A 13,005-nucleotide genomic window follows, 5' to 3' on the forward strand; every position below is an offset into this window, starting at 1 on the left:
TCGCAAATATCCGGCCAGAGGGGATCGGACCATGCTCTCGAAGGTCGCCGTCGTACTCAACGACCACCTCGCCATGTTCGAATTCGGCGTCGTCTGTGAGGTTTTCGGCCTCGACCGGACCGCGGACGGACTGCCCGCCTTCGACTATCGGGTCTGCGGTGCGGAGCCCGGGAAACCGCTGAAGTCCAGCTCACCGGGCATTCACGTGACCCCCGAGTACGGGCTGGAGGAGCTGCGCGACGCGGATCTGGTTGCCATTCCGGCCTTTCCGATCTTCGCGGACAATCCCTTCGACCAGCGCGTGGTGGATGCCGTGCGGGACGCCGCGCAGGCCGGGGCCACGGTGCTCACGGTGTGCTCGGGGGCCTTCCTCGCGGGCGCGGCCGGACTGCTCGACGGGCGCAAGTGCACCACGCACTGGCGGTATGTCGATCTGCTGGCGGAACGGTTTCCACAGGCCACCATCGATCCCGATGTCCTGTACGTGGACGAGGGCAATCTCATCACCAGCGCGGGCACCGCGGCCGGCATCGACGCCTGCCTGCATCTGGTGCGTCGGGAACTGGGCAGCAGCGTCGCCAATGCCATCGCCCGCCGCATGGTGGTGCCGCCGCAACGCGACGGCGGGCAGCGGCAGTTCATCGAGCGGCCGGTGGTGGACTGCGATTCCGACAGCCTCAGCGAGACCCTGCACTGGATGGGTGAGCATCTGGAACTGCCGCACACGGTCGAAGCGCTGGCCGCGCGGAGCGCCATGTCGACGCGCACGTTCGCGCGCCGCTTCGCCGCCGAGACCGGGACGACGCCGGTGAAATGGCTGACCGGGCAGCGGGTGCTGCTGGCCAAGCAGTTGCTGGAGGACACCGATCTGGATCTCGAATCCCTCGCTCACCGTTGTGGATTCGGGTCCGGGGCGCTGCTGCGGCATCACTTCCAGCGGGTGGTGGGGATCGCGCCCGTCGAGTATCGGCGGCGGTTCGGCGCCCGCGTGTCTTGACTGGGCGCTGCCTGAAACAGGCGCTGTCCGAAGCAGTGCCTCCGGCTACGATGCGCAACCGTGCGTTGGGGAGTGATGATCGCGGCCGTGCCCTTGGCGGTGCTGGTGGCCAGTGGGACCGCCGGGTGCAAGGATCCGCGGAATGCGGCGGGGGACTGTGTGGTGGGGACTTCGCCCGATTCACATGTGAAGCCGGCGCCCTGCTCGGGGCGGCACGACGGCAAGATCATCGCGAGTGTGAACCATCGATCGGACTGCCCGCAGGGCACGGACTGGTCGTATACCGCCAAGGACCTGAAGGTCATGTGCGTACACAACGAGCAGAGCTCCTGAGCCGCACCCGGACGCGGGCGGTGAGACTGCCGTCCGCATGCGAGTGATCGTCGTGCCTACTCGGCCGGAGCACAGGCACAGTTGATACCGTGCTGACGTGTCGCACACTGCTCAGACAACCGATCGGCCGTTGCGGACCCTGGTGCTCGGTGGCGCCCGGTCCGGGAAGTCGGCTTACGCGGAACAGTTGGTCGCGTCGGAGGCGGTGCGGTACGTAGCCACCGCGGTGGCCGATCCGGCCGACGCCGACTTCGCCGAACGTATTGCGGCGCACCGGGCTCGGCGGCCCGGGAACTGGACGATCGTGGAGGGCGACGCCGTCGCCGCACTGGCCGAGGCCACCCCCGTCACCCTGGTCGACGACCTGGGCACCTGGCTGACCGCGCGGCTCGATGCGCGCGCCGCCTGGGAGTCGCCGCGCGGCATCGTCGCGCCGGATATCGATGCGCTCGTCAGCGCGGTGGCCGGATACGGGCAGCGGCTGATCCTCGTCAGCCCCGAGGTGGGGCTCGGCGTCATTCCGCCGACCGCCTCCGGTCGTCTGTTCCGCGATGAGATCGGCACGCTGAACCAGCGGCTCGCGGAGGTTTGCGACGAGGTCTTCCTGGTGGTGGCCGGGCAGCCGATGCGGATCAAGCCGGATTTCGCCGCCGCGCTCGCGGATGCGGCCGCAGCGAATTCTGCCGCCGCAGTGGCGACTTCGGCCCAGGCTTACGGAGCCGACGCGGATGGGGCTGCGGTGCAGCCGGTTTCGGCTGCTACCGCGGAGGCTGGATCGGTCGGCAGCGGTGCAGTGTCCGCCGCTACCCCGGCGGCTCTGGTGAGCGATGTGGGGGTTGATGCGGGCGACGCGGCGGCTGCGGCTGGAAGCGCGCCGCGCAGTGCGGAACTGGGAATGACGGCCGCCGGGGCGACAACTGCGGCTGCGCTGGATGCCGCGGCGGCAGTTGGCACTTCGACCGCGCAGGACGATGCGACGGCGGTCGGTGCAGATACCGCGACCGGCGGTGCGGACCTAGCCGGTGCGGGCTCCGCGACTGCGGCGAGTGCGGCCGGGGACGTCTCGGGTGCCCCGGTTCTGACCAAGTCCGTGCGGATTTCGTTCGGGCCGGTGCAGGGTCCCGATGCCGGGGTGCGGAAGGCCGCGGAGGAGCGGCAGTTGCAGCTGACCAAGCCCGCCGGGGCGCTGGGGCGGCTGGAGAAGCTGGCCAACTGGGTCGCGGCATGCCAGGGGGTGTGTCCGCCCAAGCAGTTCGAGCGGGCTCGGGTAGTGGTCTTCGCGGGCGATCACGGGGTGGCGCAGCACGGGGTGTCGGCCTACCCGAGCGAGGTGACCGGGCAGATGGTCGCCAACTTCCTGAACGGCGGGGCGGCGGTGAATGTGCTGGCGCGCCTGGCCGACGCCACCGTCCGGGTCGAGGACATCGCGGTGGATTCCGATACCGCGCCGGAGATCTCGCGGCACAAGGTGCGGCGGTCCAGCGGCTCCATCGATCGTGAGGACGCGCTGACCGAGGCCGAGGTGCAGGCGGCGCTGACCGCGGGCGCGACCATCGCCGACGAGGAAATCGATTCCGGCGCCGACCTTCTCATCGCCGGTGACATGGGCATCGGCAACACCACGCCCGCCACCGTGCTGATCGCGGCCGTCACCGACACCGAGCCGGTGATCGCGGTCGGCCGCGGCACCGGCGTCGACGATGCCGGATGGATCCGAAAGACCGCCGCTGTCCGCGACGCCATGTGGCGGGCCCGCCCGGTGGTCAAGGACCCGGTTGCCCTGCTGCGCACCGCATCCGGCGCGGACTTCGCCGCCATGGCCGGCTTCCTCGCCCGTGCCGCGGCCCGCCGCACCCCGGTCATCCTGGACGGCGTCGTTGTCACCGCCGCCGCGGTGGTCGCCGACCAACTGGCCCCGGGCGCGCGCGCCTGGTGGGTGGCGGGCCACCGCTCCAGCGAGCCCTCCCACACCATCGCCCTCCAGCGCCTGGACCTCGAGCCCCTGGTCGACATGAGCATGCGCCTGGGCGAAGGCTCCGGCGCGGTCGCGGCCCTCCCGCTGCTCCGCGCCGCCGTCGCCACCCTCGGCGAAATGGCGACCTTCGACTCCGCAGGAGTCAGCACCGCCGACACGGGCGCCGAAGCCGCCGGTGCCTAGCTCCCCACCGCTCGCGGCACCGAGTCCCGCCTCGCGAGACGCGGTGCCGCACAACCCGGTACGACGCCATGCGGTCGTAACGTCCCGGCCGAATGCCGCCGCCCGCGACCAGCGCGCCCACGGCAGCTCCGCCGATGTGCCGGGCACCGGAGTGGTCGGAGCTGCGCAATGGGCAGCGTGGGAACGGTTCCGGGTGATCGCATGAACGGGGTTCGGCTGGCGGTGTCGTGGTTGACCGTGTTGCCGGTGCGGGGGCCGGACGAGGTGGATCGAGCCGTGGCAGGGCGGGCGATCGCCTGGGCGCCGTTGGTTGGAGTGCTGCTCGGGGGTGGCGCTGCCGGATTGTTGTGGGGGCTGGGTGAATTGGGGGCTGCGTGGCTGCTGGCCGGGTTTGTGGCGGTGGCCGGGCTGGCGTTGATCACGCGGGGGATGCATATCGACGGGCTGGCCGACACCATGGATGGGCTCGGGAGTTACGGGTCGCCGGAGCGGGCCCGCGAGATTATGAAGAGCGGTGGGGCGGGGCCGTTCGGGGTCGCCGCGCTGGTGTTCGTCATTGGGATTCAGGCGGTTTCGCTGGGGGCGCTGGCCGGGGGCGGGCGGTGGCTGGCAGTGGTGGTCGCGGTCGCTGTCGGGCGGGTCGCGGTGGTGCTGGCCTGCCGGCGGGGGATCGAGGCGGCTCCGGGTGCAGGATTCGGGGCGTTGGTGGCGGGGACGCAGCATCCCGTTCTGGGTTGGGTCTGGGGTGGGATCGCGTGTCTCGCAGCGGTGTTCGCCACCGGGAATCCGTGGCAGGGGCCACTGGCCGTGGTGCTGGCGCTGGCGGGGGCGATGCTGCTGGTGCGGCACTGTGTGCGGCGGTTCGGCGGCCTCAACGGTGACGTGCTCGGTGCTGCACTGGAAGTGAGCGTCACGGTCGCTGCCGCAGTGCTGTCGTTCGCCCGATAGGTCCTGTGTCGAAGTGAGTTGAGGGAAGCTGTTGTCCACGTTGGCAGATGGGTGAGGTCTCAGGTAGGTGGTGGTTCAGCGACCAAGAAAAACCGGAGTCCTACCGGAGACTTCGTGACAATCGCAGTGGCGCTGTAGCCGTCAGCGCCGGTAACCACGACCCCCTGTAGGGCGGCGGACACCTGCTGGAGCGAATGCCCAAGGGCGAGTGGTGCTATTCGCGCCAGGGGAAGGGAATGAGGTCCGGCTCGACCCAGTCGTTCTTCGCCTGTGGGAGGGCCAGCGTCCCCGGTCGGTAGAAGCGGGTCAGCAGGCGCTTGTCGAGCAGGGCGCGATGATGATCGGCGAACGCGGTGAAATCGTCCTCGCCGGACTCGGTCGCGTGGTGCCCGACCAGTTCCACCCAGGCGCGGCTGACGGTCACGTGGTATTTCTGCGGTGCACCCGCGTAGCGTGCGGTTCGCTGAATACCGTTGCCGACCAAGTCGATTGCCGCGTGCACGCCGCAGCGGCGGACGGCGAGCCAGGTCAGGTGAACGTGCTCGCGGTGACCGAACCGTTCGGCGCTCGCCATCACTTCAGCCATCAACTCCTCGAAGTCGGTGTGGGTCCCGGATTGTGGTGAGGTCATGAGGACACCTCCGTGAGGGCTTGCAGACCGTCGCGCAGGCCTGCGACAACTTCCGCGGGCAGGCCGGCGAGGGCGCGGCGCTCCAGGTCGGCGATGGCTTGCCTGATGGTGGCGGCGGTCGTCCGTCCGGACGGGGTGAGTTCGATCAGTACCGCCCGGCGGTCTCCAGGGCGGCTCCCCCGAATGATGTGGCCACGCCGCTCGAGACGATCCAGCACGCTGGTGAGCGTCGTGGGTCGCGTACCTACGGCGGCGCCCAGTTCGGACACGGTACGCCCGCGGCCGTCGGCAAGGTTCGCCAACGCGTTGATCTCGGACGCGGTCAAATCCAGGTCAACCAGCTGGGCCGCGAGCACCTGCAAGGTGGCATGGGTCGCCCGCTGCAGCGCCAGCACAGCCGACCATTCGGAGGACGTCAACCTAGATTCCACGATTTCGTACTATACGATTTCGTATCTCCTACTGCAAGCACTGCTCGCCGCACACCATGCGACCGTGCTGAATTACCAAGCCCGCCCCTCAACCACTTCGACACCGAACCCAGGTGCGGCTGCGGCATACCTCACCGCCGGCCAACTGCTCAGGCTGAAGGTCTGTGCCCTCGGCCGGAATTCGGACGCCGGCGCCAGGCTTGCGGGGTGCGGGACGAAGGTGTCGGCGGGCAGCACCCGCCGGGCCCAGTCGATGAGTAGCGCGACACGCCCGAACGCGGGAAATGTCGAGGCGCGCAGTGGATTCGCCGCAATCCCCGCATCCGTGTGACAGTTCGTTGCCCTTCGCGATCCGACCGCCCGGTGGCCGCGAATACCTCATGATCGCAACTGCCATGGGTGGGAATGGAGTCGTGCAATGCTCGGAATCCTGATGCCGCTGGGTGTGCTGGTTTTGTTCGCGGTGGTGGCGGTGGGGGTCTTCGTGGCCGGAGATCGGGTGCGGCCGAAGTCGTGGCGGCACAGCGACGATGCGGGGGCGGGGCACATGATGCTGGACATGGTCAATATGTTCTTCGCGGCCATTGTGGCGTTCGTGGTGGTGATTCTGTGGGAGCAGTACGACACCTCCCATGAGCACACGGTGAGCGAGGGCAAGGCGCTGGTCAGCGTGTACGAGACCGCCAATGACATGCCGGCGCAGGATCGTAAGCAGATCCAGTCGCTGGTGACCGACTACACCAAGCAGGTAATCGGCGACGAGTGGAAGGTCATGGACGAGCAGCGGCGGCTGAGCCCGGCCGCGCAGGCGACGCTGGACGATCTGCGCCAGGCGGTGGCCTCCGCGCCCGCCGCCGACGCCGATGCCAAGTCGACCCAGGACAAGGCGCTCACCGCGGTGGACGCGATCGCCGAGGCTCGCTACGACCGCGGCCTGGATGCGGCATACCGACTGCCTGGATTCCTTTATGTGGCACTGTGGTTCGCGACCGTCATGCTGCTGTTCGGCACGGTCTTCTCCGGGGTGGTGGTCACCAAGCGCAGCATCCTCATGACCGGACTCTTCGGTGTGGTGATCGGCGCGGTCATCGTGGCCATCTACCAGCTGGATCAGCCGTTCTCGGGCGGCAACCACGTCTCCAAGGACGCCTACGAGCTGGCCCTGGCCCGCTTCCAGCACATCGCCTCGGGCACGCCGGTGGCGAGCGGCGGCAATCCGCGCTGATCTGCTCGACCGAGCAACCCGCACTTGGCGTTCGGAGGCAACGTGAACGGAACTCGAAGAACAGCACGAGGATTCGCGGCGGCGACGGCGGTACCACTGACCGCGGCGCTGCTCGCCATTCATCCGAAGGTCGCGGCCGCCGATCCCGGACTACTGGAGCTCCCGCCGATCGGTGAGATCATCAGCGGCAGCGCGGCTCCGGACACCGGGGCCGCACCGATCGACGCGTCCACGGGGAGCGCGCTCGGGCTGGGCACCGGCAGCAGCTACACCGGTAGCCAGGGCGGCGCGGGCAAGGGCGGGGCCACCACCGGCAGCTCGGCGGGAGTGGCGCAGAGTCCGGTGGCAGGAGTTCCGCTTGGTACCGGCGCGTCCGGCAGCGGTGAACCAGCGGACGGAACCGCGCCGCGCACAGCGGATCTCGCAATACCCGGACCGGCCACGGAGAGTCCGGCCGCCGCCCCGAACACCCTCGGCGGCCTGCTCGGCCTGAACTCGGGCAGCGTGCTCACCGCCTGTGCGGGCAGTGCCGTGCTGGGCAGTGCGGCACTGGGTTTGGGCATTCTGACCGGCAGCAGCATGGGCTCGGGGTTGATCGGCCCCGGCTTCGTGCCCGGATCCAGCGGGCTGGTCGGGCCGGGCTCGGCCGGAGCGGGCAGCGTGGCGGTGGGCAGCGCGGCCACCGGAAGCGCGCTGCTGACCTGCATGCTCATGCTGCCGGTGCCCATGGCGCCGGGACCCGGTATCCCGCTGCAGATCCCGCCCGCGCCGGCCATTGTGCCTGCAGCCGCACCGATACCCGTACCGGCGCCTGCGGCGATTCCCCCTGCCCCGGTGCCGGTTCCGCCGCTGCCGCCCCCACCGCCGCCCGTCGAATACGCCGCCCCCATCCCACCCGAGCAGCGGCTGCCCCTGACCGCTCTCCAGGTCATGACCGTCATGATCATCACCATCATCGCCGGGGCCCGTGCCCGCCTCGCCCGAGCCCACCGTGGAGCGGTCGACTAGCGGGACGGCGTCGACGAGCCGAAAGTCATTGCCGGAACTTGGCTTCCAGATCGGTGGCGGTGGCCTGGAGATCGGCCGCGGTGTTGGTCTTGAAAATTCCCTGGAATCCCGCCTCGGCCTTGATCGCCGCCTCCACCTCCGGGTCGTGGTAGATCTGCGTCAGCTGCAGGTACTTCGGGTTGTCCTTGTCGGCGGCCCGTGCGGCGAAGATATTGATGTACTGCTTCAGGTCCGGGCGGTTCGGGTCATCGGTGTAGATGATCTGATCATTGGTCAGTCCCGCCTGCCGCGCCCAGGTGTCGTCGACGTAGGCGGCATCCACGCTGTCCAGTGACGCGGCGGTCAGCGTCGGGTCGATGGTGGTGAGCCGGATCTTGGAGGCGGACTTGTCGACGTCCTCGAGCTTCGAATCCCACGAGCCGCCGTTCTTCAGCACGATCAGCCCGGCCGCGGCCAGGTTGAGCAGCGGCCGCACCTGATTGGCGGGATTGTTGCTCAGGGTGATCTCCCCGCCCTGAGGGATCTCCGACACCGACCTGTGCTTCTTCGAATACAAGCCCAGCGGATAGATCTCCGTGGCCCCGATCGGTACGAGCGTGTCGTTGTTGCGGGCGTTGTAGTTGGCCAGATACCGGATGTGCTGGAACTTGTTGAGGTCGATGCGGCTCTGGGACAGTGCCGGATTCGGCTGGTTGTAGTCGGTGAAATTGGTGAACTCGACCGTGATGCCCGCGTCGGAGGCCTTCTTCTTGAACACGTCCCAGTGCGGTTGTGAGAGATCGTTCACGCCGATGCGGACCACGTCGCCGTGGTGTTCCGTGCCACAGGCGGCGGTCAGGGCCAGCGTGAACAGGACCGGAATCACCAGGAAACGGCGGAATTTTCGCATTTCAGGCACCGTAGGCGAGCGGTCGGCGCGGCCGGAAGCGTTTGGCTCCCCGGGATCGCAATCATTGCCCGGCGATTGCCTGCACGGTTGCATGGCCGGGTTCGATTTCCACCAGTCACGAAGCAGTACAAGCATGCGGGAGCACGAGTGAAATTCCATCGGGTACTGGCGATCCCGGTCCTGGTAGCAGCCGTCGCGAGCCTCACCCTCACGGCCTGCGGCAGCAGCGGCGACTCCGGCGGCACCACGGTGCGCATCGGCACCACCGAGTCCGATCCGCACTGGGACGTCTTCAAGGACAAGGCCAAGGAACAGGGCATCAACCTGAATATCGTCCACTACTCGGACTACTCGCAGCCGAATACGGCGCTGGCACAGAAGCAGATCGATGTGAATCTGTTCCAGCACCTGCAGTTCCTGGGGCAGTACAACGTGGCCAACAATCAGGATCTGACGCCGATCGGGGCCACGCAGATCGTCCCGCTGGGGCTGTACTCGAAGAAGCACAAGTCGGTGGCCGAGATCCCGCAGGGCGGAGAGATCGCCATTCCGAACGATCCGACCAATCAGGCGCGGGCGCTGTTCGTCCTGCAGGCGGCCGGATTGCTGAAGATCAACGGGTCCGTTCGCCAGCCGACGCCCGCCGATGTGGACAAGGGCGCGTCGAAGGTGAAGGTGACCGCGGTCGACGCGGCGCAGACGGCGCTGTCGCTGGAGTCGGTGGACGGGTCCGTCGTCAACAACACCTACCTGCTCAAGTCGGGCATCGATCCGAAATCCGCGCTGTACAAGGATGATCCGGGCAATCCCGGCGCCGAGCCGTACATCAACGCCTTCGTGACCCGGGCCGCGGACAAGGGCAATGCCACCTACCTGAAGCTGGTGGACATCTTCCACAGCCCCGAGGTGCAGAAGTCGGTGCAGGAGGATTCCAAGGGCACCGCGCTCGAAGTGACGAAGAGCGGGCCCGAGCTGGAGCAGATCCTGGCGCGGGTGCAGCAGACCATCCGCGACACCAAGTGAGCGACGGCGGTGCCGTGACCGGCGAGACTTCGGCCGCGACCAGCTCCGTCGCGGCCGTCGAATTCCGGTCGGTCACCAAGGTTTTCCGGACCGGCAAGCAGCGCCACACGGCGCTCGACGGCATCGACCTGCGCATCGAGCGGGGTGAGATCTTCGGTGTGATCGGCTATTCCGGCGCGGGCAAGTCCACGCTGGTCCGGCTGATCAATGCCCTCGAGCAGCCCACCGGCGGCACCGTGCTCGTCTCCGGAGACCCCGTCACCGGCGTCCCGGAATCGCGGGTGCGGCAGTTGCGCCGCGATATCGGCATGGTGTTCCAGCAGTTCAACCTGTTCCGCTCGCGCACCGCCGCCGGCAATATCGAATACCCGTTGAAAGTGGCGGGCTGGCCACGCGCGCGGCGGAAGGCGCGCGTGTCGGAACTGCTGGAGTTCGTGGGGCTTTCGGACAAAGCGCGCAGCTACCCGGACCAGTTGTCCGGCGGCCAGAAACAGCGCGTCGGCATCGCCCGGGCACTGGCCACCTCGCCGTCACTGCTGCTCGCCGACGAGGCGACCTCGGCGCTGGACCCCGAGACCACCGGCGAGGTGCTGCGACTGCTGAAGAAGATCAACCGCGAGCTCGGCGTCACCATCGTGGTCATCACCCACGAGATGGACGTCATCCGCGCGGTGGCAGACCGCGTGGCAGTGCTGGCCGAGGGCCGAATCGTGGAGTTGGCCAGCACGTTCGAGGTGTTTTCGGCACCCGCCGCCCCACCCACCCGATCGTTCGTCGAGACGGTCCTGCACAACCGTCCCACCGCCGACGAACTACAGCGGCTGGGAGAACGGCGCGCCGGCCGCCTGGTGACCGTTGCCGTCGACGACGAGCACGGGATCGGTCCGTCCCTGTCCGCCGCCGCGGCCCAGGGCGTCAGCTTCGAGATCGTCTTCGGCGGCGTGAGCACCTTGCAGGACAAAACCTTCGGCAGCCTGACCCTCGCCCTGGACGGCCCCGAGGACGTCGTGCGCCAAGTGGCCGAACGCCTCGAGTTGGGGGAATCCGTTCGCAGGGTGGCGGTGGAGGCCGAGAGTGATCGGAGGAGCGCATGAGCGGCGGTGTGAGCAGTCTGGCTGCCGTGCATACGGATTGGGATCGGCTGCGGCCTGTGCTCAGTGAGGCTGTTGGGACCACGATTTACCTGGTGCTGCTCACCTTTCTTGCCGGCGGCACCATTGGGCTGGCGTTGGGGACCGCGCTCTATACGACGCGGAAGGGCGGGTTGCTGGCGAATGCGCCGATCAATCTGGTGTTGAACGTGCTGGTGAATGTGGTGCGGCCGATTCCGTTCATCATCTTGCTGGCTGCGCTGGGGCCGGTGACGCTGAAGGTGATCGGGACGACGATCGGGACGGATGCGGCGGCGTTCGTGATGATCGTGGCGGCTTCGTTCGGGATCGCGCGGATTGTCGAGCAGAATCTGGTGACCGTGGATCCGGGGGTGATCGAGGCGGCGCGGTCGATGGGGGCGGGGCCGCTGCGGATCATTCTCACCCTGCTGATTCCGGAAGCGTTGGGGCCCTTGGTGCTCGGGTACACCTTCGTCGTCATCGCCATTGTCGATATGTCCGCGATGGCCGGGACGGTCGGCGGGGGCGGGCTGGGCGACTTCGCGCTGGTGTACGGCTATCAGCGATTCGACTGGCAGGTCACGCTGGTGGCGACTCTGATCATTATTGCCGGGGTGCAGGGGATTCAGTTCCTCGGCAACTGGCTGGCCCGCCGGGTGCTGCGCCGGTGAGGACGCGTGCGACCCGGCGGGACCTCGGTCAGCTCAGCTTCTCCAGCTTCGGGACCTGCCACTGCCCGTTCAGCACCTCGTCTTTCGGCGCGTATAGCCGCAGGGTGAGGGAGAACGGGCCGGTCTCCGGAATGGGCAGCCAGTGCCCGTCGGGCACGTCCGCGCCGGGATCGGCGCTCTGCACGGCGATCTCGACCGTGCCGTCGGCGGCGGGTTTGAGCGGCACCAGGTGGCCCACCGAGTAGATGCCCGCCGGATTCTGGATCAGGTAGCTCTGCTCGTCATAGGCCGTGAGCGACCAGAACGCGCCGACCGGCGGCAGCTGATCCTTGGCGAAGGTCACCCGGAATCGGTTGCCGCTCTCGGCCTTCGTGTCGATGCTCGGGTACACCGCGTCCCGGGGCAGATTCGCGCCCAGGCCGACCGCAGCGACCTGCGCGCGCAGCATGTAGTTCGTGCCGTACGTGCCGATATTGAGATCGAAGGTCCAGTCATTCTGATGCTGGGCCTTGGGGTCCCGGTAGGCGGTGAGCTGTTTGCGGGCATCGGCGACGGCCGCGGTGAGGACGTCCGGGGGCGCGGTGCTCGCGGTGGCGTCGGCGGTGATGCCGATGGCGGCGAACCGCTTCATGGCGTCGGCGTCATCGGGCGCGGGCGGGTTGCGGGCCATCACCGCGCACATGCGGGTGAAGAAGGTGGGGCCGTCCATCTTCATCATCATCTGGGCCGGGACGCCGGCGCCCGCGAGCTGGGCGCCGGGGCCGCCGTGCACCGCGCTCGGGTCGTCGCTCCAGACGCTGAGCGGGGCCAGCTTCAGCTTCTGCTGCAGAGCCCGCACGTGCTTGATGTCGTTGTCGCCCTTGTACTCGATGCGGCCGAGCAACCAGCTGGTGTCGGTGGGCATGGCCAGCTGGGTCATGCCGTCGGGCACCGTGCCCTTCCAGCCCGGCCCGGTGACCAGGTAGGTGTACGGCGGGCTGGGAACCCCGTCGTCGAGCCGGGGGTTCGTGCTGGCCGGATCGTGCACCGTGTTGGTCCACGCGTCCAGGAGCTGCATGAGCCAATATCGGCCGGATTCGATGGCGGGCACCTGCACCACCATCGGCTCGGCGCTCAGGTCCAGCCAGGCCTGCGAGTAGAGGGTGTCCAGGTTGAGCCGGACCACCTGCTTCTCCTCCGGTGTGGGCGGGTTCTGGTGCACGAATTGATTGGCCGGGCCGCCGGTTTCGCGGGTGACGTCCATGAGCACCAGCGGAAACCCGAAGATGTAGGCATCGGCGGCGACGGCCCTGGGGTCGTTGGCGGCCGGGGTGATGCTGGTCGCGGTCGAGCTGCTGCCCGACGTGCCGCAGGCGGTCAGGCCGAGAGTCGCCAGCGCGGCGGCGCCGAGTCCGAGGGCCGTACGGCGGTTGACGCGCGGGGCGTCGCCAGTGGACGGGAGATCCATTGATACCGAGTCCTTTCCGAGAAGGTGTGGTGGCGAGGAGGACTTCCGGTGATACGAACACCCTATTGCAGTAGCACTGCAAGTATAATGGCTAACCAGTGGTTACCGTACTGCTGCGGCAGCGAAGGAGCG

At 68.3% G+C, this 13,005-nt stretch carries 13 protein-coding genes and 1 pseudogene; 10 read left to right on the forward strand and 4 right to left on the reverse strand.

Annotation, left to right across the window (positions count from 1 at the left end; translation table 11 throughout):
* Positions 1-31: 31 nt before the first annotated feature.
* The 5 genes and pseudogenes from ACWEKS_RS38085 (at position 32) to ACWEKS_RS38105 (ending at position 4,436) form a co-directional block, all read left to right on the forward strand.
* On the forward strand, positions 32-997 hold the full coding sequence (locus ACWEKS_RS38085; RefSeq protein WP_452344581.1) for a helix-turn-helix domain-containing protein: 966 nt from the start codon (positions 32-34) through the stop codon (positions 995-997).
* Between the two features lie 60 nt (positions 998-1,057).
* The gene (locus tag ACWEKS_RS38090; protein ID WP_452344582.1) at positions 1,058-1,330 is read left to right on the forward strand and encodes a hypothetical protein; all 273 of its coding nucleotides are present in this window, start codon (positions 1,058-1,060) and stop codon (positions 1,328-1,330) included.
* 142 nt (positions 1,331-1,472) lie between these two features.
* Positions 1,473-1,904, forward strand: a pseudogene (locus tag ACWEKS_RS38095) (bifunctional adenosylcobinamide kinase/adenosylcobinamide-phosphate guanylyltransferase); the annotation flags it as partial.
* Between the two features lie 516 nt (positions 1,905-2,420).
* Positions 2,421-3,488, forward strand: a complete 1,068-nt coding sequence (cobT, locus tag ACWEKS_RS38100) for a nicotinate-nucleotide--dimethylbenzimidazole phosphoribosyltransferase (RefSeq protein WP_452344607.1) — start codon at positions 2,421-2,423, stop codon at positions 3,486-3,488.
* 201 nt (positions 3,489-3,689) lie between these two features.
* On the forward strand, positions 3,690-4,436 hold the full coding sequence (locus ACWEKS_RS38105) for an adenosylcobinamide-GDP ribazoletransferase (protein ID WP_452344583.1): 747 nt from the start codon (positions 3,690-3,692) through the stop codon (positions 4,434-4,436).
* Between the two features lie 214 nt (positions 4,437-4,650).
* On the opposite strand, the gene ACWEKS_RS38110 is transcribed toward ACWEKS_RS38105, so the two are convergent.
* Together ACWEKS_RS38110 and ACWEKS_RS38115 are read right to left on the reverse strand one after the other, a co-directional pair.
* Positions 4,651-5,067 (reverse strand): hypothetical protein, encoded by a 417-nt coding sequence (locus tag ACWEKS_RS38110; RefSeq protein WP_452344584.1) that lies wholly within the window; start codon positions 5,065-5,067, stop codon positions 4,651-4,653.
* The gene (locus ACWEKS_RS38115; RefSeq protein WP_452344585.1) at positions 5,064-5,498 is read right to left on the reverse strand and encodes a MarR family winged helix-turn-helix transcriptional regulator; all 435 of its coding nucleotides are present in this window, start codon (positions 5,496-5,498) and stop codon (positions 5,064-5,066) included. The genes ACWEKS_RS38110 and ACWEKS_RS38115 overlap by 4 nt, the downstream gene beginning before the upstream one ends.
* A 418-nt stretch (positions 5,499-5,916) precedes the next feature.
* Here ACWEKS_RS38115 and ACWEKS_RS38120 point away from each other — a divergent pair, with 418 nt between their 5' ends.
* Positions 5,917-6,723, forward strand: a complete 807-nt coding sequence (locus tag ACWEKS_RS38120) for a bestrophin-like domain (protein WP_452344586.1) — start codon at positions 5,917-5,919, stop codon at positions 6,721-6,723.
* Positions 6,724-6,765: 42 nt separating this feature from the next.
* A complete protein-coding gene (locus ACWEKS_RS38125; RefSeq protein WP_452344587.1) occupies positions 6,766-7,731 on the forward strand; it encodes a hypothetical protein in 966 nt (321 codons plus the stop codon).
* Between the two features lie 25 nt (positions 7,732-7,756).
* Here the strand turns inward: ACWEKS_RS38125 and ACWEKS_RS38130 are convergent, their stop codons facing one another.
* Positions 7,757-8,620: a MetQ/NlpA family ABC transporter substrate-binding protein gene (locus ACWEKS_RS38130; RefSeq protein WP_452344588.1), complete on the reverse strand. Its 864-nt coding sequence runs from the start codon at positions 8,618-8,620 to the stop codon at positions 7,757-7,759.
* A gap of 147 nt (positions 8,621-8,767) precedes the next feature.
* Between ACWEKS_RS38130 and ACWEKS_RS38135 the strand changes: the two genes are divergently transcribed.
* The 3 genes from ACWEKS_RS38135 to ACWEKS_RS38145 are packed head-to-tail and all read left to right on the forward strand — an operon-like array spanning position 8,768 to position 11,426.
* On the forward strand, positions 8,768-9,643 hold the full coding sequence (locus tag ACWEKS_RS38135) for a MetQ/NlpA family ABC transporter substrate-binding protein (protein ID WP_452344589.1): 876 nt from the start codon (positions 8,768-8,770) through the stop codon (positions 9,641-9,643).
* 14 nt (positions 9,644-9,657) lie between these two features.
* A complete protein-coding gene (locus ACWEKS_RS38140) occupies positions 9,658-10,737 on the forward strand; it encodes a methionine ABC transporter ATP-binding protein (RefSeq protein WP_452344590.1) in 1,080 nt (359 codons plus the stop codon).
* Positions 10,738-10,763: 26 nt separating this feature from the next.
* Positions 10,764-11,426, forward strand: a complete 663-nt coding sequence (locus tag ACWEKS_RS38145; protein ID WP_452344608.1) for a methionine ABC transporter permease — start codon at positions 10,764-10,766, stop codon at positions 11,424-11,426.
* 28 nt (positions 11,427-11,454) lie between these two features.
* Here ACWEKS_RS38145 and ACWEKS_RS38150 read toward each other — a convergent pair whose 3' ends face one another.
* Entirely contained in the window at positions 11,455-12,873 is a 1,419-nt protein-coding gene (locus ACWEKS_RS38150) for a DUF1254 domain-containing protein (RefSeq protein WP_452344591.1), read from the reverse strand.
* Between the last annotated feature and the right edge of the window lie 132 nt (positions 12,874-13,005).

Source organism: Nocardia sp. NPDC004711 (assembly GCF_053601595.1).